We start from the raw sequence: 17,241 nt of genomic DNA on the forward strand, positions 1-17,241 counted from the left end.
GCGGCATCTATGAGTGAAGTCAGAGCAAAAAAGGCGCTGGGTCAGCATTTCCTGGTCGACCTGAACATCGCGCGCAAGATATGCGACGCCCTCGGCGGCGGTGCCGAACCGTCGGCCGCGGCGGCCGTACTGCCCGATCCCGCCCCCGTGCTGGAGGTGGGGTGCGGCATGGGGGTGCTGACGCAGTTCCTGCTGCGGCGCAGCGACATCGTGACGTGGGGTGCCGAGATCGACTCGGAGAGCGTCGCCTACCTCCATGCGCACTACCCGGAGTTCACGCCCCGGCTCATCGAGGGGGACTTCCTGAAGCTCGACCTGCGGGCACTCTTCCCGCAGGGACTGAAGATCATCGGCAACTTCCCCTACAACATCTCGTCGCAGATCTTCTTCAAGGTGCTCGAACACCGCGACCTCGTGCCCGAGTGTGTGGGCATGATCCAAAAGGAGGTGGCCGTGCGGCTGGCCGAAGGCCCCGGATCGAAGGAGTACGGCATCCTCTCGGTGCTGCTGCAGGCGTGGTACGACATCGAATACCTCTTCACGGTCAACGAGATGGTCTTCAACCCGCCGCCCAAGGTCAAGAGCGCCGTCGTGCGGCTGCGGCGCAACGCCACCGCGCGGCTCGACTGCGACGAGCGGCTCTTCGTCCGCGTCGTCAAGGCGTCGTTCGGGCAGCGCCGCAAGATGATCCGCAACTCGCTGCGCGCGGCGTTCGGTGATTTCGGCGGGGCCGAGCACCCCTTCTTCACGCGGCGTGCCGAGCAGCTTTCGGTCGCCGACTTCGTCGAGCTGACCCGCTGGGTCGATGAACATACCGCCCTCTGACCGCCCGTCGGTCGAAATGGAGACCGCCCCGGATCGTTCGTATCCGGGGCGGTTTTGTTTTCGGGGCGTATTGCGGCGGTGCAGCCGGGGCGATGCGCGTCCGTCGCGTTTTGTGGCGGCGCGCCCGGGACGGCGTCCAAACGGAGCGGCGGTGCGGACGGGAATTACCTTTCCGGCTCCGGCGCGGATGCTGCGGACGAAACCCCGCTTCCGACGATCCGCTCGGGCCGCGCGGATCAGAGGTCGCCCGCCACGACCGTGACGAGCTCCTCGCGTGCGAGGTATTTGTGAGCGAGACGCTGCACGTCGGCGGGCGTCATCGCGCGGATGCGGCGCAGGTTTTCGTCGATGATGCCGTTGTCGGTGCCGCAGAGGATGTTCTCAATCGTCACGTCGGCGATGCCGAACGGCCCGTCGAGGATGCGCATCATCTCGCCGACCATCATGTTCTTGACCAGTGCCAGCTCCTCGTCGGGCATGGGCTCCGTGCGCAGCCGCTCGATCTCGGCGTAGCAGGCCTCGAGCGCCGGTTGCGTGACGTCGGTGCCGACCTGCGTGGCAAGGGCGAAGTAACCCTCGCGCTCGAGGTTGACCATCGCCGCGACGACGCCGTAGGTGTAGCCGTGCTCCTCGCGCAGGTTCTGCATCAGGCGAGAACCGAAGTAGCCGCCCAGCGCCGTTGCCACGACCTGCATGCCCACGAAGTCGGGGTGCTGGCGCGGGAAGAGCAGGCGGCCGATGCGCAGCGACGACTGCACGGCCCCGGGGTGGGGGACCCGCATGTCGTGCGTGGTTGCGACCGGCGGAAAGGCTGCGGGGGCACTCTCCGTGCCGTGGGGCAGGTCTCCGGCAAGGGCTTCGACGGCAGCCCGCTCCGCCGCACCGATGCGGCCGCTGCATACGACGAAGCAGCGTTCGGCCGTGTAGAAGCGGCGGTAGAAATCCTCGACCTCGCTGCGCGTGAGGCGGTCGTAGGCCTCGGTCGGCGAGGAGGTGCCGTAGGGGTGGCGGGCGCCGAACAGCGCCGCGGCGAAGGCTTCGCGGGCCTCGACGTCGACCTTCGTGCGGTCGATCTCAAGCCGCTGCCGCCGCTTGGCGCAGTAGGTGCGCAGCTCCTCCTCGGGGAAGGTCGGGTGCAGCAGAATCTCCGCGGCGATGCGGAGCGTCTCGGCCGCGAACTTCGAGAGCATGGCGAAGTTGATGTAGGCGTAGTCGCGGTCGAGGTTGACGTCGTACCACGAGCCGTAGAAGTCGAGCTGTTCGGCGATTTCGCGTGCCGTCATCGAGCGGGTCCCCTCCGAGAGGAGGTTTGCCGCGGTCGAGGCGGAGAAGGGCGCCTGCTGCACGGCCGAGCCGGCACGGAAGACGAACGAGACGCGCAGCACCTCGAACTCGTCGGCGGGGAGCAGGTAGAGCGCCACGCCGTTCGGCAGCTGGTGGCGTTCGGCGCGGGCGACATCGACCGACGCCGGGGTCACGGGTTGCGGATGTATCATTTCGTTGCCTTGTAAATCAATGTATTGCTGTTTTCGGGGCGGAGCACCGTGCGGCAGAAGCTGCGGATCGCGTCGTTCGTCACGGCGCGGTAGCGGGCCACCTCGCCGTTGATGAGCGGCAGGTCGCCGAGCATCTCGTAGAAGCCGAGGTTCATCGCCTTGTTCATGACGTTCAGCTCGCCGAAGAGCGTGTTGGCCTCGAACTTGTTGCGCACCTTCTCGAGTTCGTACTCCGTCGCGGCGTCGCGTGCGAGCGCCCCGATCTCCTCGCGGAAGGCCTCCTCGACCTGTTCGGGCGTCGTGTCGGACAGCAGCTGCCCGGTGAAGACGAAGAGCCCCGGGTCGACGTCGCCCGTGACGTAGGCGTTCACCGACGAGAGCAGGCGCCGCCCCTTGACGAGCCGCTGGTAGAGGCGCGCCGAGTCGCCGCCCGAGAGCAGGTCCGAAACGAGGTCGCCGACGAAGAACTCCTCCGAGGTGCGCCCGCCCATGTGGTAGGCGACCGAGACTGTCGTGGCCGGGACATCGCGTTCGACCTCCTCGCGGCGCGGGGTCTCCTGCGGCGGCTCCTGCGGAATCGGTGCGGCGGCGTGCGGCCGGTCGGCAAGAGGTGCGAACCACCGCTCGGCAAGGTCGAGCATGCGCTCCTCGTCCAGATCGGCCGAGATCGAGAGGATGGCGTTCGAGGGGTGGTAGTGGGCGCGGTAGAAGGCCTGCACCTCCTCCATCGTCGCGTCGGCGATGTGGTCGGGCGAGAGCCCGATCGTCGCCCAGCGGTAGGGGTGCACGCGGTAGCTGAGGGCCCGGAGCAGCATCATCTGGTCGCCGTAGGGCTGGTTGAGGTAGCGCTGGCGGTACTCCTCGATCACCACGCGCTTCTCCGTTGCGAGCTTCTCGGGCGTGAGCTCCAGCCCCTGCATGCGGTCGCTCTCGAGCCACAGCGCCGTCTCGATGTTGTCCTTGGGCAGCGTGATGTAGAAGTCCGTGTAGTCGTTGTTCGTGAAGGCGTTGTTGTCGCCCGAGGCCATCTGCACGGGCAGGTCGAACGACGGCACCTCGCGCGTGCCGCGGAACATGAGGTGTTCGAACAGGTGGGCGAAACCCGTGCGGGCGGGGTTCTCGTTGCGTGCCCCGACCCGGTAGAGCAGGTTCACCGCGGCGAGTTTCGAGGCCCGGTCGCGGTTGACGACGACGGTCAGTCCGTTGTCGAGCGTTTTTCGTCTGTAGGGAATCATGCTCGCAAAGATAATGCAAAGCACGGGCAGAACCTGCATGCGCGCGCCGTTTTTTCTCTTCGCGGCGGGGTGTTTTCCCGCCGGCCGCCGTTCGGTGCAGTGCACCGGCGCAGTGCGGTCCGACGCGCCCCTTTTTCGGTGCGGTCCGTGTGCCGCGCGGTAACACGCTATTGGTTAACCACTTTGCAACTCGGTGATTCTGCGTTTGTTTGCTGTTATCCGGCTAACACTGCCGCTGATCTCCCTTTCCCACCCGAAATGTCAAAAAATTACAGTTATTTGAACAAAAATAGGGGTGTTTTTTGCGCCGAATTTCCTATCTTTGCATCGCACATGCTCCGATCGGCACGGATCGGCACGATGACGGAAACTGAAATACACACAAATATCCCTAAAATTTCAACTACAATGGCAGAAAAGAAATTTATCACCTGTGATGGTAACTACGCTGCGGCCCATGTGGCTTACATGTTCTCGGAGGTTGCAGCCATCTATCCCATCACGCCTTCCTCGACGATGGCCGAACTCGTGGACGAGTGGGCCGCCCAGGGCCGCAAAAACATCTTCGGCGAGACGGTGAAGGTCGTCGAAATGCAGTCGGAGGCCGGTGCCGCAGGCGCCGTGCACGGCTCGCTGCAGAGCGGTGCCCTCACCTCGACGTTCACCGCGTCGCAGGGTCTGCTGCTGATGATCCCCAACATGTACACGATCGCCGGCGAGCTGCTCCCGGGCGTCTTCCATGTTTCGGCGCGTGCGCTGGCCGCACAGTCGCTGTCGATCTTCGGCGACCATCAGGACGTCATGGCCACCCGTCAGACGGGCTTCGCCATGCTCGCCACCTCGTCCGTACAGGAGGTCATGGACCTCGCAGGCGTCGCACACCTCGTGGCGCTGAAGGCCCGCGTGCCGTTCCTGCACTTCTTCGACGGTTTCCGCACGTCGCACGAGATTCAGAAGATCGAGCTCATCGACGAGGCTGCCCTCACGGCGATGCTCGACCGCGACGCCCTCAAGGAGTTCCGCGCCCGCGCCCTCAATCCCGAACACCCCGTGACGCGCGGTACGGCCCAGAACCCCGACATCTACTTCCAGACGCGTGAGGCCGCCAACAAGTTCTACGATGCGATTCCCGACATGGTGGCCGACACGATGGCCCGGATTTCGGAGATCACCGGCCGCGACTACAAGCCGTTCGTCTACTACGGCGATCCCGAGGCCGAGCACATCCTCGTGGCCATGGGTTCCGTGACGGAGACCATCAAGGAGACGGTCGACTACCTGCGCGCCAAGGGCGAGAAGGTCGGCGTCATCACCGTACACCTCTACCGTCCCTTCTCGGTCAAGTACCTCCTGGCCGTGCTGCCCGCCAGCGTGAAGCGCATCTGCGTGCTCGACCGCACGAAGGAGCCCGGAGCCAACGGCGACCCGCTCTATCTCGACGTCGTGGAGGCCTTCGCTACGGCCAAGACGCTGCCCTGCGGCCAGATGCCGCTCATAATCGGCGGCCGCTACGGTCTCTCGTCGAAGGATACGACGCCCGCACAGATGCTGGCCGTCTTCGAGAACCTCAAGCTCGCCGAGCCCAGGAACCAGTTTACCGTGGGTATCAACGACGACGTGACGTTCCGTTCGCTGCCCGTCGGCGAGGAGATCTCGCTGGCCAAGCCCGGCACGTTCGAGGCCCTCTTCTTCGGTCTGGGCGCCGACGGTACGGTGGGTGCCAACAAGAACTCGATCAAGATCATCGGCGGTTCGACGAACAAGTACTGCCAGGCCTACTTCTCCTACGACTCGAAGAAGTCGGGCGGCTACACCTCGTCGCACCTGCGCTTCGGCGACCTGCCCATCACCTCGCCCTACCTGGTGACCACGCCCGACTTCGTGGCCTGCCACGTACCTTCGTATGTCGACAAGTACGACGTGCTGAAGGGTCTGAAGGCCGGCGGTTCGTTCCTGCTGAACTCGGTACACGACGCCGAGACGACCTGCGCGACGCTGCCCGACCACATGAAGGCCTACATCGCCAAGAACAAGATCAACTTCTATATCATCAACGCCACGAAGATCGCCGCCGAGCTGGGTCTGGGTTCGCGCACGAACACCATCATGCAGTCGGCCTTCTTCAAGATCGCCAACGTCATTCCGTTCGAGAAGGCCGTCGAGGAGATGAAGCACGCCATCCTGAAGTCCTACGGAAAGAAGGGCGAGGATATCGTCAACATGAACTATGCGGCCGTGGATGCCGGCGGCAGCGCCGTCGTGAAGATCGACGTGCCGGCCGAGTGGGCTTCGATCGAGGACAAGGGCTTCGAGCACGTCTCGAACGCCGCCGCTCCGGAGTTCGTCCGCAAGATCGTCGAGCCGATCAACGGCCTGAAGGGCGATGACCTGCCCGTTTCGGCCTTCAACGGCCGCGAGGACGGCACGTGGGAGAACGGCACGGCAGCCTACGAGAAGCGCGGCATCGCCGTGAAGGTTCCCGTCTGGAAGATTGAGAACTGTATCCAGTGCAACCAGTGCGCCTATGTCTGCCCGCACGCCGTGATTCGTCCGTTCCTCGCTACGGAGGCCGAGGCCGCCGCATCGGGTGTCGAATGGAAGCAGGGCCTGGGCGAGACGAAGGAGTACAAGTTCCGCATCCAGGTTTCGCCGCTCGACTGTACGGGCTGCAACAACTGCGTCGATGTCTGCCCCGCCAAGGAGAAGGCGCTCGAGATGCGTCCGCTCGAGGAGCAGCTCCCGCAGCAGAAGAACTGGGACTACATCACGAAGAACATCGGTTACAAGCAGGTGGTCGACAAGACCAAGACGGTCAAGAACCTCCAGTTCGCACAGCCGCTCTTCGAGTTCTCGGGTGCCTGCGCCGGCTGCGGCGAGACGCCCTACATCAAGGCCATTTCGCAGCTCTTCGGCGACAAGATGATGGTTGCCAATGCAACGGGCTGTACGTCGATCTACTCGGGTTCGGCCCCCTCGACGCCCTACTGCACCAACGAGAAGGGTCAGGGTCCCGCATGGGCCAACTCGCTCTTCGAGGACAATGCCGAGTTCGGTCTGGGTATGCACATCGGCGTGGAGAAGCTCCGCGACCGCATCCAGGCTACGATGGAGGAGGCCATTGCCAACTGCACCAAGTGCTCCGAGGATCTCAAGGGCGTGATGAAGGAGTGGATCGCCAACCGCGGCTCGTCGTCGAAATCGGCCGAGGTGACCGAGCGTCTCGTCCCGATGATGGAGGCCTGCGGCTGTGACTACTGCAAGAAGATTCTCGAGCACAAGGACTGGCTCGTCAAGAAGTCGCAGTGGATCATCGGCGGCGACGGCTGGGGCTACGACATCGGCTACGGCGGTGTGGACCACGTGCTGGCTTCGGGTCAGGATGTCAACATCCTCGTCGTTGATACCGAGGTATACTCCAACACCGGCGGCCAGTCGTCGAAGTCGACGCCCGTGGGTGCCGTTGCGAAGTTCGCGTCGAGCGGCAAGCGCATCCGCAAGAAGGACCTCGGCGCCATGGCCATGACCTACGGCTATGTCTACGTGGCCCAGGTTTCGATCGGCGCTTCGCAGCAGCAGCTCTTCAACGTGCTGAAGGAGGCCGAGGCCTATCCCGGACCGTCGCTCGTGATCGCCTACGCTCCGTGTATCAACCACGGCATCAAGGGCGGCATGACCCGCACGCAGACCGTGGGCAAGGAGGCCGTGGCTTGCGGCTACTGGCACCTGTGGCACTACAACCCGCAGCTCGAGCAGCAGGGCAAGAATCCCTTTGTCCTCGACTCGAAGGAGCCCGACTGGTCGAAGTTCCGCGACTTCCTGATGAAGGAGGTGCGTTACACCTCGCTCCAAAAGGCATTCCCGGCCGAGGCCGAGGAGCTCTTCGTGGCAGCCGAGGAGAACGCCAAGTGGCGCTACAACGGCTATGTCCGCCTCTCGAAGATGGAGTATTGATCCCTTTGAGATACGATTGTGAGAAGCCGTGGCTCCGGAAAGGGACCGCGGCTTCTCTTTTCGGCAGGCAATGGGAGAGGGGGAGGAGAGTGAAAGGTGAAAGGTGAAAAGTAAAAGGTGAAAGGTGAAAGGTGAAATGATGATTGGCGGAGGAAGGGTGTATCAGTCGGAGATAAGCAGAGCCGCGGTACGAATCGGGCATGGACGGTCTGATGACCGGTGGAAAGAAATTCCCGGATGAAATTGGCGGATCGGGGCGGAATGCGTAACTTTGGTGCGCGTTTTGTTCGGATGCCGGATGGAATGCGTTTATAAATCCGTTAACCTTATTTTACCGTATGAAAAAGTTTTTTGCAGCCGCCGCGCTGCTCCTTGCGATGACCGCCTGCGGCGGGTCGCACGACCTCACGCTGGAGGACACGACCTGGAAACTGACCTCGATGGAGTTGGTTCCGGCCTCCGTGATCGAGGCGGAGCCCGATTCGTTCACCCTGCTCTTCGATGCCGCCGACACGCTGGTCGCCGGCCGCACCAATTGCAACCGTTTCTTCGGCAAGTACACGCTCGACGGGCGGACGCTGACCATGAGGAATCTCGGCATGACCCGTATGGCCTGTCCCGACATGCAGTACGAGGATGCCTTCGTGCGGATGCTCGATCTGGTAACCTGTTACGGAATCAAGGACGGCGAACTGACGCTCTACGACGGCGACCGTGCGCTGGCGTCTTTCCGCGCCGTGGAGCCTGCGGCGAAGTGACGTTCCGCAGCGGCGGCGCGCGTTCCGGCATGATGGACGTTCCGGCTGGCTCCGGCCGCTCCGCGGGGGCGGAGGTTCTCTGCCGCCCGGATATCGGCCGGTGAGGCGGCCGTCCGCATGGTGCGGTCCGAAAAGAGCGAACTCCCTGCCATGCGGCGGGGAGTTCGCTCTTTTGTCCGGACCCGGGTCAGGATACCTCCTGCGGGTCATGCATGATCTCCATGCGGAAGAACTCTTCCAATGTGATCTGGTAGTAGTCGCACAGGTCGGCCAGTGTGGAGATCGACATGTTGCCTCGCCCCGATTCGATGCGGGCGATGTTGATGTCCGTGTCGATGTAGACGTCCATTTGGGAAAGTCCGTGATCCCGACGCAACTGCTTGAGTCGTGCGATTACCTCGCCAACAACCTTGTCATTGTGTCTTTCCCGTTTCATATAACAAAGTACAGCAATATTGGGGTATTTTTCGCCGACGGTCGTGTCAGTGACGAAAAAATGCGTATATTTGTACAATGGGTATGACCGGAATGCAAATCCCGGTCGTGTGGGTGATACCTGCGGGTGAGAGTCCCGCATATCGTTCGGGACGGCGGCAGAAAGAGGCGTCACGGTTAACGGACCTCTTCGGAAGTCCGCGTGTGGCCGCCGTCCCGTTTTTTTATGCCCTGTGTCGGGCAGAGCTCCCTTGCCGCAGAGGTGCCGCCGATTGGAGATATCGGTGCGGCGCCGGCGGGGCGGGATGCCGGGGAGTTCAAAGGTTCAGAAGGCGGTGCCGTTCCGGCGGCGTTCTTCGCCGGTGCGGCGGATCGAAACAAAAAGCGGTTTTCCATTGGAAAACCGCTTTTATCGTTTGTCGGAGTCGTTTATTCGCTCAACGGCGTAACGCTCACGTAGGATCTGCCTTCGCTCTTCTTGCAGAACTCGACGGTTCCGTCGACAAGTGCGAACAGCGTGTGATCCTTACCCATGCCGACGTTCTCACCGGCGTTGTGAACCGTGCCGCGCTGACGGACGATGATGTTGCCCGCCTTTGCGAACTGACCGCCGAACAATTTGATGCCGAGTCGCTTGCTTTCCGACTCACGGCCGTTCTTCGAACTACCTACACCTTTCTTGTGTGCCATGTCTTTTCGGTTTTAAAGGTTTATGCAACGATTTCTTCCACGAGAACCTGCGTCAGTGCCTGGCGATGGCCGTTGCACTTCTGGTATCCCGTTCTGCGCTTCTTCTTGAAGACCAGGACCTTGTCGTCCTTCAGGTGCTTCAGAATCTTGCACTTTACCGTGGCGCCTTCAACTACAGGTGCGCCGACTTTGACCTGACCGTCGTTGTCTGTGAGCAGGACTTTGTCGAAACTTACGGACGAATTCTCTTCGCCCTGGAGACGGTGAACATAAAGTTTCCGACCTTTTTCAGCCTTGAACTGCTGACCTGCGATCTCTACTATAACGTACATTTAACTTGTTGGTTATGTATTGAAACATAATTCGGAGTGCAAATATACGCATAATTATCTTATAAACAACATCCCGTCGAAAATTTTTCCCCTGGGCGCCCTCTGGCACGGTTTTGGGCGGGGTGCGGACGCCGCCGCACCTCTTTTTTGTCGGTGTTGTTGTTCTTTTTCGGCTCCGGAGCCGCGGCGCCGGCTGCCGTGTGGCTTCCGGTCTGCCTGCGGGGTGCCGCCGCATTTGGCTGGCATGCTGCGGAATAGGGATGCGGCGACGCCCTGCGGGGTTCTGCCGCGGATACTGTACGGAGCGGGGCCGGACGGACGGGCAGGGCAAATTGGGTGTTAAAAATTTCACAGTCTCATAAATTCTCCTTATCTTTATGCCTGTCAAAAGCAGTGACCTCAATAAAAAGCGCGATACGATGATCAACGACAAGGTGAGGATGTATCTGCTGCCGCCCCTGTTCAACGCGGCAGTCAGGGCCGGAGCCGCCATCATGCACGTATACAAGAATCGGGACGATTACGACATAAGCCTCAAGAACGACCGGACACCCATTACGCTGGCCGACCGCGTGGCCCACAAGACCATCCGCGAGTACCTCGGGCCGACGCGCATTCCCATTTTGAGCGAGGAGGGGCGCGAGATGCTCTACGACGAGCGCCGCAACTGGGAGCTCTACTGGCTGGTCGATCCGCTGGACGGCACCGTGGAGTTCATCAAGGGCAACAACGAATTTACGGTCAACATCGCGCTCATGGAGAACAACGTCTGCATGGGGGCGGTGATCTACGTCCCCTATTTCGAGAAGATGTACGTCGCGGGGCGCGATTCGGGCGCATATCTCAAGGAGCATGTCGCACCGGATGCCGCGGCCGAATATACCTACGAGCAGATCGTCGGCGACTGGACGCCGCTGCCGCTGGCCTCGGAGGCCGGGCACGACCACCTGCGCGTCGCCGTGTCGCGGTCGCACCAGACGCCCGAGACGCACGAATACATCGCGCGCCTGCGCGCAGCCCATCCCGACCTGGAGGTTGTCGAGCAGGGCAGCTCCTACAAGTTCTGCCTGCTGGCCGAGGGCCGCATCGACTATTACGTCCGCACGACGCAGACCTACGAGTGGGATACGGCCGCCGGGGAGCTGATCCTCGCCGAAGCGGGGGGCTCGACGCGCACGCTGCCCGACGACGGCGTGCTGCGCTACAACGAGGCCGACCTGCGCAATCCGTGGTTCCACTGCCGGTCGAAGTACTGCAAGCTGTAACCGGAGCCGGTGTTGGAGCCGGTGTCGGTGCTGACAGGGCGACGGGACGAAACGACATGCCCCGGCGGACGGATGTCCGGCCGGGGCTTTTCCTGTCGGCGGGGCTCGTGCCGACACTTGTGTGTGCGGCTACTTGTGCTCGATGTCGCAGGCGCTGCAGTTGCCCGTGCAGCCCGCGAGCGGCGAGCTCCCTTCGGAGCACTCGGCCGTGTCGTCCGCTTCGCGCGTCTCCTGCACGGCGCACTTGATGCCGAGCCGCTGCATGTTCTTGTTGGTGGAGATCTCCGAATCGATGTGGTGACCCTTGAAGATCAGCGTCAGCGACATGCCGACGACGAACAGCGCGACGGCCGCGACGGCGCAGAGAATGACGATTAACCAGCCTGGCATGATATTCGATTTTTACTCCCGTAAATTTGGGCTTTCGGGGACAAATGTATACATTTGTAAGTTAAATTGCAAAAATGTTGCCCGGGCGCATCGGTACGGCGCTTCCCCGGGACCAAATACAAACGGAAACCATGAAAATCGTGATAGCGGGTGCAGGTGAGATGGGCAGCCACCTGGCCCGGATGTTGAGCGGAAACGGCCACGACATCACCGTGATCGACGCCGACCAGAAACTCCTCTCCGAGGTGGGCAGCCTGGCCGACGTCATCTGCGTCGAGGGCGATTCGACGACCTTTGCCGTGCTGCGCAAGGCCGCCGTGCGCAAGTGCGACCTCTTCATCGCCGTCAACCACGAGGAGAACGACAACATCGTCGCGGCGATGCTGGCCAAGAAACTCGGGGCGCGCAAGTCGATCGCCCGCATCGACAACAACGAATACCTCGAACCCAACAACAAGGAGATGTTCATCGACATGGGCATCGACTACCTGTTCTATCCCGAGAAGGTGGCGGCCCGCGAGGTCATCAACCTGCTGGGACACACCTCGACGACGGAGTATGTCGACTTCTCGAGCGGCAAGCTCTCGCTCGTGGTCTTCCGTCTGGAGCCGACCTCCTCGCTCGTCGGGCAGCCGCTGGCGGGCTTCGACGAGGACGAGGCGCCGTTGAGCTACCGCACGGTGGCCATCACGCGCGGCGGGCAGACGATCATCCCGCGCAAGGACGAACACTACATGGAGGGCGACATGATCTACGTCATCGCACGGCAGGACGCCGTGCACGAGGTGATGGAGTTCTCCGGGCAGTCGAACATCGAGATCAAGAACATGATGATCCTCGGCGGCTCGCGCATCGGCATCCGCATCGCCACGGAGATGCAGGACGAGGTCAACATCAAACTGGTGGACTACAATGCCGACAAGGCCTACCGGCTGGCCGAGATGCTCGACAAGACGCTCATCATCAACGAGGACGGCCGCAACACCGACGCCATGATGGAGGAGGGGCTCTCGAACATGGACGCCTTCGTCGCCGTGACGGGGCGCAGCGAGACGAACATCCTCGCGGCGATGCTGGCCAAGCGCATGGGCGTCAAGAAGGTGATCGCCGAGGTCGAGAACCTCAACTACATCAACCTGGCCGAGTCGATCGGTATCGACACGATCGTCAACAAGAAGCTCGTCACGGCGTCGAACATCTTCCGCTTCACGATGTCGACCGACGTGCAGGCGATCAAGTGCCTGACGGGCAGCGATGCCGAGGTGCTGGAGTTCATCGTCAAGCCCAACTCCCCGGCTACGAAGGTCCGGATCAAGGATCTGGGGCTGCCCGAGGATGCGATCATCGGCGGCATCGTGCGCGGCGACAAGGTGCTCATCGCCGTCGGGAACATGGAGGTCAACCCCTATGACCGCGTCGTGGTCTTCGCCATGCCGGGGTCGGTCGGGAAGGTCGGATACTACTTCAACTGACAGCGCCCATGTCGATCCGAAATACCCTGTTCAAGGCGTGGTTCTCGCAGCGCGAGCGCGCCATCGACCGCTTCCGCCGCCATCCCGCCCGGACGCAGGAGCGTATGCTGCAGCGGCTGCTCCGCCGCGGACGCCGCACGGAGTTCGGCGAGCGCTACGGACTGCGGCACGTGCATACGGTCGAGCAGTTCCAGTCGGCGGTCGGGACCTTCGACTACGAGACCTTCAAGCCCTACATCGAGCGGATGCGCGAGGGGGTGCGCAACGTGACGGCCCCGGGGCGCGTGACGCTCTTCGCCCGTTCGTCGGGCACGACTTCCGACCGCAGCAAGTACATTCCCGTGACGATGGAGTCGCTGTGGTGGAACCATACGCTGGGCATGCGCGACGTGGCGACGGTCTATGCGGCCAACTACCCCCGCTCGCACGTCTTCGATGGCAAGACGCTGACGCTCGGCGGCTCGTGCACGCGCGAGGGAGGCAACCTGGTGGGTGACCTCTCGGCGCTGCTTATCCACGAGACGACCTTCTGGAGCGGCTGGTTCCGCGCCCCGCGCATCGAGACGGCCATCATCCCGGACTTCTGGCAGAAGGCCGACGCCATCTGCCGCGAATGCGTCGGCGAGCGCATCACCGCCTTTGCCGGGGTGCCGTCGTGGAACCTGGCGCTCATGCGCCGCGTACTGGAATATACGGGCAAGCGGAACCTGCTGGAGGTGTGGCCCGATCTGGAGATGTTCGCCCACGGCGGCGTGGAGTTCGCCCCCTACCGGGCGTCGTTCCGCGAGCTGATCCCGTCGGACGACATGCACTACATGGAGACCTACAACGCCTCGGAGGGTTTCTTCGCGCTGGCCGACGACCCCTCGCGCGACGACATGCTGCTGATGCTCGACTACGGCATCTTCTTCGAGTTCCGCGACGGCGACCGGATTGTGCCGCTCGAGGGGGTGGAGTGCGGCAAGGTTTATGCCGTGGTCATCACGTCGAACAACGGACTGTGGCGCTACGAGATCGGCGATACGGTGGAGTTCACCTCGACGAACCCCTACCGCATCCGCTTTGCCGGGCGCACACGCCAATATATCAACGTCTTCGGCGAGGAGCTGATCGTCGACAACGCCGACCGGGCCCTTGCCGAGGCGTGCCGCCTCACGGGTGCCGTCGTTGCGGAGTACTCCGTCGCACCGTGCTACATGTCGCTGCGCGAGCGCGGGGCGCACGAGTGGATCGTGGAGTTCGACCGCGAGCCGGACGACCGCGGGCGCTTTGCCGACGCGCTCGACCGGGCGCTGCGGACCGTCAATTCGGACTACGACGCCAAGCGGCAGACGACGCTCGAGCGGCAGCACATGACGGTCGTGGAGCGGGGCACGCTCTTCGAGTGGATGCGCAGCCGGGGCAAGAACAAGGTGCCGCGGCTGATGAACGACCGCCGCGTGGCGGACGACATGCTTGCCTTTGCGGCGGAGCGCCGGGGCGTGCGGACGGAGAACAAGTGAGAGTGAACAGTACAAAATCTTGATGCCATGTACATAGCCATTGCAGGAAATATCGGGAGCGGCAAGACGACGCTGACCCAGCTTCTGACCGAGCGTTACCACGCCAAGGCCTACCTCGAGGAGTGCGACAACCCTTACATCGGGGACTTCTACGAGGACATGAACCGCTGGTCGTTCCACCTGCAGATCAGCTTCCTCGGCAGCCGCATCCAGCAGACGATGGACATGCTGGCCGACAGCCGCGAGGGGGCGATCTTCCAGGACCGCACGATCTACGAGGATGCGCACATCTTCGCCGAGAACCTCCACGAGATGGGGTTGATGACCTCGCGCGACATCGAGACCTACATGAAGATCTTTCGGCTGGTCACGGAGCTTATTCCGCAGCCCGACCTGCTGATCTACCTCAAGGCCGACATTCCGACGCTTATCTCGCAGATACGCAAGCGGGGCCGCGAGTACGAGATGAATATCGACGAGTCGTACCTTCAGCGGCTCAACGACAAATACAACCACTGGATCGACCACATCTACGAGGGCGAGGTGCTCGTCGTCGACAAGGACCACGAGGACTTCTCCGATCCGGCCGTGATGGAGCGCATCTGCGCCCGGCTGGATGCGATTCAGGCCGCGAAACGATAACGGATGGAACTGCCTGCACGATTCGTCGAACGGCTCCTGCGCGACCTGGGGGAGGCCGAAGGCCGCGCGCTCTGCGCGGCGCTCGACACGCCGTCGCCCGTCAGCATTCGCCTGAATCCCGCCAAGTGCGCGGCGGCGTGTGCCGGGCCGATTCCCGGCGTGTGTGCCGCGGAAGATGTCGCGGAAGGTGCCGCGGGTCGGATTTCCGGGGCGTGTGCCGCGGAAGATGCCGGCAGCCGGATTCCCGGGGCGTCCGCTGCGGACGGGAGTGCCGGGGCATGCGGCGACGCTGCCGCCGGGCTGCTGCGGCGTCTCGGCGCGACGGAGCGGGTGCCGTGGAGCGACGCGGGGTGGTACCTCGCCGCGCGGCCGCTCTTCACGCTCGACAGCGACTTCCACGCCGGGGCCTACTACGTGCAGGAGGCCTCGTCGCAGGTTGTCGGGCGGCTGCTCGGCGGTGATGCGCTGCGCGGTGCCCGTGTGCTGGACCTCTGCGCCGCGCCGGGCGGCAAGACGACGCTCTACGCCTCGCTCGTCGGGACGGAGGGGCTGGTCGTCGCCAACGAGATCGACCGTCGCCGGGCGCAGGTGCTCGCGGACAATGTCCGCAAGTGGGGGACGGGCAACGTGGCCGTGACCTGCTGCGAGCCGCGCACGGTGTGCGACTTCGAGGCGTGGTTCGACGTGGTGGCCGTGGACGCTCCCTGCTCGGGCGAAGGGATGTTCCGCAAGGACGAAGAAGCCCGCGCCGAGTGGAGCGAGGGCAACGTGCGGATGTGCGCCGCGCGGCAGGACGACATCCTGCGCGAGGCGTGGCGCGCGCTCCGGCCCGGAGGGACGCTCCTCTACAGCACCTGCACGTTCAACCGCGACGAGGACGAAGGGTCGCTCGAACGGCTGGCGGCATGGGCCGGCGGGGAGCTGGCCGAGGCCCCGGAGGTGGCGATGGACGATGCCTGGGGCGTCGTCTGCGGCAGGGTGGGGGTGTTCCGCACCTTCCGCTTCTATCCCCACCGGGCGCGCGGCGAGGGCTTCTTCGCCGCCGTGGCGTGCAAGGCGCCCGATGCCGGGGGACGGATGCGCGTGCCGAAGGCGCGGCGGAGCGTCATCTCGGCCGTGGACCGGGCGTCGGCGGCCGAACTGTCGCGCTGGCTCCGCGAACCGGAACAGATGCGCTTCGGCGAGGTGGCCGGGACGTGCTATGCCTGGTACGCCGCGCAGGCCGGAGCCGTGAAACAGCTCTCCGATGCCGTGCCCGTGATTTGTTCGGGTGTGGCATTGGGGCAGATTTTCAAGGGACGCCTCAAGCCCGACGGGGCGCTGGCGCTCTTTGCGGGGCTCGAACGCGGGGCGCTGCCCGTCGCGGAACTCGGCGACGAGGAGGCGCTGCGCTACCTGCGGCGGCAGGAGATTGCCGCGCAGGGGCTGGCCGAGGGGGTGAACCTCATCTGTGCGCGGGGGCGTGCGCTGGGATTCGCCAAGCGGATCGGTGCCCGGGTGAACAACATGTATCCCAATTCGTTGCGGATTATAATGAAATAATAGGTATATGGCCGAGAAACTGTACTATTCGATGGGCGAGGTGTCCGAGATGTTCGATGTCAAGCCCTCGTTGCTGCGCCACTGGGAGTCGCAGTTTCCCGTGTTGCGTCCCAAGCGCAACAAGAAGGGGAACCGGCTCTTCACGCCGCAGGACGTCGAGAACCTGAAGCTGATCTACCACCTGGTCAAGGAGCGCGGCATGACGCTCGACGGGGCGCGCAAGGCGCTGCGGAGCCGGCGTGCCGACAAGGGCGTGAGCCGCGATGCCGAACTCATGGAGCGGCTGCAGCGCATCCGGGCGCTGCTGGTCGAGGTGCGCGAGGACCTCAAGGCCGGAGAGGGCGAGGTCGTCGAGATCGAGGATTCGGACGAAGGCGTTGCGGAGATGCCCGTTGCGGAAGCCGTTGCCGAAATGCCCGCCGCGGAGCCCCCGGTTGTTGAGGTGGCTGCTGATGAAATGCCTGCCGCGGAGGCCCCGGTTGTTGAGGTGGCTGTTGACGGAATGCCTGCCGCGGAAACTCCGGCTGTTGAAGTGGCTGTTGCCGAAGCGTCTGCCGCGGAGGTTCCGGTTGCCGCGCCGCGCCGCAAGGCCGTGGTGAAGATCGTCGAACAGACGGACGGGGAGGCGCCCGCTGCCGACGCTCCGGACGGAGTGGCGCCCGCACGCCGCCCGACGCGCCGCCCGCGCCGCGGCAAGAAGGAGGAG

At 63.5% G+C, this 17,241-nt stretch carries 15 protein-coding genes; 9 read left to right on the forward strand and 6 right to left on the reverse strand.

What is annotated here, in order from left to right; all coding sequences use genetic code 11:
• The first annotated feature begins 9 nt into the window (after positions 1–9).
• Positions 10–825, forward strand: coding sequence for a 16S rRNA (adenine(1518)-N(6)/adenine(1519)-N(6))-dimethyltransferase RsmA (gene rsmA / locus Q1Y33_RS03545; protein ID WP_300798333.1), 816 nt, complete (start codon positions 10–12; stop codon positions 823–825).
• A 236-nt stretch (positions 826–1,061) separates the two neighbouring features.
• Here rsmA and Q1Y33_RS03550 read toward each other — a convergent pair whose 3' ends face one another.
• Together Q1Y33_RS03550 and Q1Y33_RS03555 are read right to left on the reverse strand one after the other, a co-directional pair.
• Positions 1,062–2,321: a pitrilysin family protein gene (locus Q1Y33_RS03550; protein WP_300798335.1), complete on the reverse strand. Its 1,260-nt coding sequence runs from the start codon at positions 2,319–2,321 to the stop codon at positions 1,062–1,064.
• Positions 2,318–3,556: a pitrilysin family protein gene (locus tag Q1Y33_RS03555; protein WP_300798359.1), complete on the reverse strand. Its 1,239-nt coding sequence runs from the start codon at positions 3,554–3,556 to the stop codon at positions 2,318–2,320. Before Q1Y33_RS03555 ends, Q1Y33_RS03550 begins: the two co-directional genes overlap by 4 nt.
• 408 nt (positions 3,557–3,964) lie before the next feature.
• Between Q1Y33_RS03555 and nifJ the strand changes: the two genes are divergently transcribed.
• Both nifJ and Q1Y33_RS03565 read left to right on the forward strand, forming a co-directional pair.
• Positions 3,965–7,507, forward strand: coding sequence for a pyruvate:ferredoxin (flavodoxin) oxidoreductase (gene nifJ, locus Q1Y33_RS03560; RefSeq protein ID WP_300798337.1), 3,543 nt, complete (start codon positions 3,965–3,967; stop codon positions 7,505–7,507).
• Positions 7,508–7,845: 338 nt separating this feature from the next.
• Positions 7,846–8,265, forward strand: a complete 420-nt coding sequence (locus tag Q1Y33_RS03565; protein WP_300798338.1) for an META domain-containing protein — start codon at positions 7,846–7,848, stop codon at positions 8,263–8,265.
• A gap of 187 nt (positions 8,266–8,452) precedes the next feature.
• On the opposite strand, the gene Q1Y33_RS03570 is transcribed toward Q1Y33_RS03565, so the two are convergent.
• From Q1Y33_RS03570 to rplU, 3 genes are all read right to left on the reverse strand, one after another.
• Positions 8,453–8,701 carry a helix-turn-helix transcriptional regulator gene (locus Q1Y33_RS03570; RefSeq protein ID WP_300798339.1) on the reverse strand — a complete coding sequence of 83 codons (249 nt, stop codon included), beginning with the start codon at positions 8,699–8,701 and terminating at the stop codon, positions 8,453–8,455.
• Between the two features lie 428 nt (positions 8,702–9,129).
• A complete protein-coding gene (rpmA, locus tag Q1Y33_RS03575) occupies positions 9,130–9,390 on the reverse strand; it encodes a 50S ribosomal protein L27 (protein ID WP_295906901.1) in 261 nt (86 codons plus the stop codon).
• 20 nt (positions 9,391–9,410) lie between these two features.
• On the reverse strand, positions 9,411–9,722 hold the full coding sequence (gene rplU / locus Q1Y33_RS03580) for a 50S ribosomal protein L21 (RefSeq protein WP_300798342.1): 312 nt from the start codon (positions 9,720–9,722) through the stop codon (positions 9,411–9,413).
• Positions 9,723–10,141: 419 nt separating this feature from the next.
• Between rplU and Q1Y33_RS03585 the strand changes: the two genes are divergently transcribed.
• Complete coding sequence (locus Q1Y33_RS03585) at positions 10,142–10,987, forward strand: 3'(2'),5'-bisphosphate nucleotidase CysQ (protein WP_300798344.1); 846 nt, start codon at positions 10,142–10,144, stop codon at positions 10,985–10,987.
• 129 nt (positions 10,988–11,116) lie between these two features.
• Here Q1Y33_RS03585 and Q1Y33_RS03590 read toward each other — a convergent pair whose 3' ends face one another.
• Positions 11,117–11,377, reverse strand: a complete 261-nt coding sequence (locus Q1Y33_RS03590) for a hypothetical protein (RefSeq protein ID WP_300798346.1) — start codon at positions 11,375–11,377, stop codon at positions 11,117–11,119.
• Positions 11,378–11,508: 131 nt separating this feature from the next.
• Here Q1Y33_RS03590 and trkA point away from each other — a divergent pair, with 131 nt between their 5' ends.
• From trkA to Q1Y33_RS03615, 5 genes are all read left to right on the forward strand, one after another.
• On the forward strand, positions 11,509–12,849 hold the full coding sequence (gene trkA / locus Q1Y33_RS03595) for a Trk system potassium transporter TrkA (RefSeq protein ID WP_300798348.1): 1,341 nt from the start codon (positions 11,509–11,511) through the stop codon (positions 12,847–12,849).
• Between the two features lie 8 nt (positions 12,850–12,857).
• Complete coding sequence (locus Q1Y33_RS03600; RefSeq protein WP_300798350.1) at positions 12,858–14,351, forward strand: GH3 auxin-responsive promoter family protein; 1,494 nt, start codon at positions 12,858–12,860, stop codon at positions 14,349–14,351.
• 27 nt (positions 14,352–14,378) lie between these two features.
• On the forward strand, positions 14,379–14,993 hold the full coding sequence (locus tag Q1Y33_RS03605; RefSeq protein WP_300798352.1) for a deoxynucleoside kinase: 615 nt from the start codon (positions 14,379–14,381) through the stop codon (positions 14,991–14,993).
• A gap of 3 nt (positions 14,994–14,996) precedes the next feature.
• The gene (locus Q1Y33_RS03610) at positions 14,997–16,535 is read left to right on the forward strand and encodes an rRNA cytosine-C5-methylase (RefSeq protein WP_300798354.1); all 1,539 of its coding nucleotides are present in this window, start codon (positions 14,997–14,999) and stop codon (positions 16,533–16,535) included.
• Positions 16,536–16,542: 7 nt separating this feature from the next.
• A partial coding sequence (locus Q1Y33_RS03615) for a MerR family transcriptional regulator (protein ID WP_300798357.1) occupies positions 16,543–17,241 on the forward strand: 699 nt, incomplete at its 3' end.

The sequence above is a fragment of the uncultured Alistipes sp. genome (assembly GCF_949296715.1).
Taxonomy (GTDB): domain Bacteria; phylum Bacteroidota; class Bacteroidia; order Bacteroidales; family Rikenellaceae; genus Alistipes.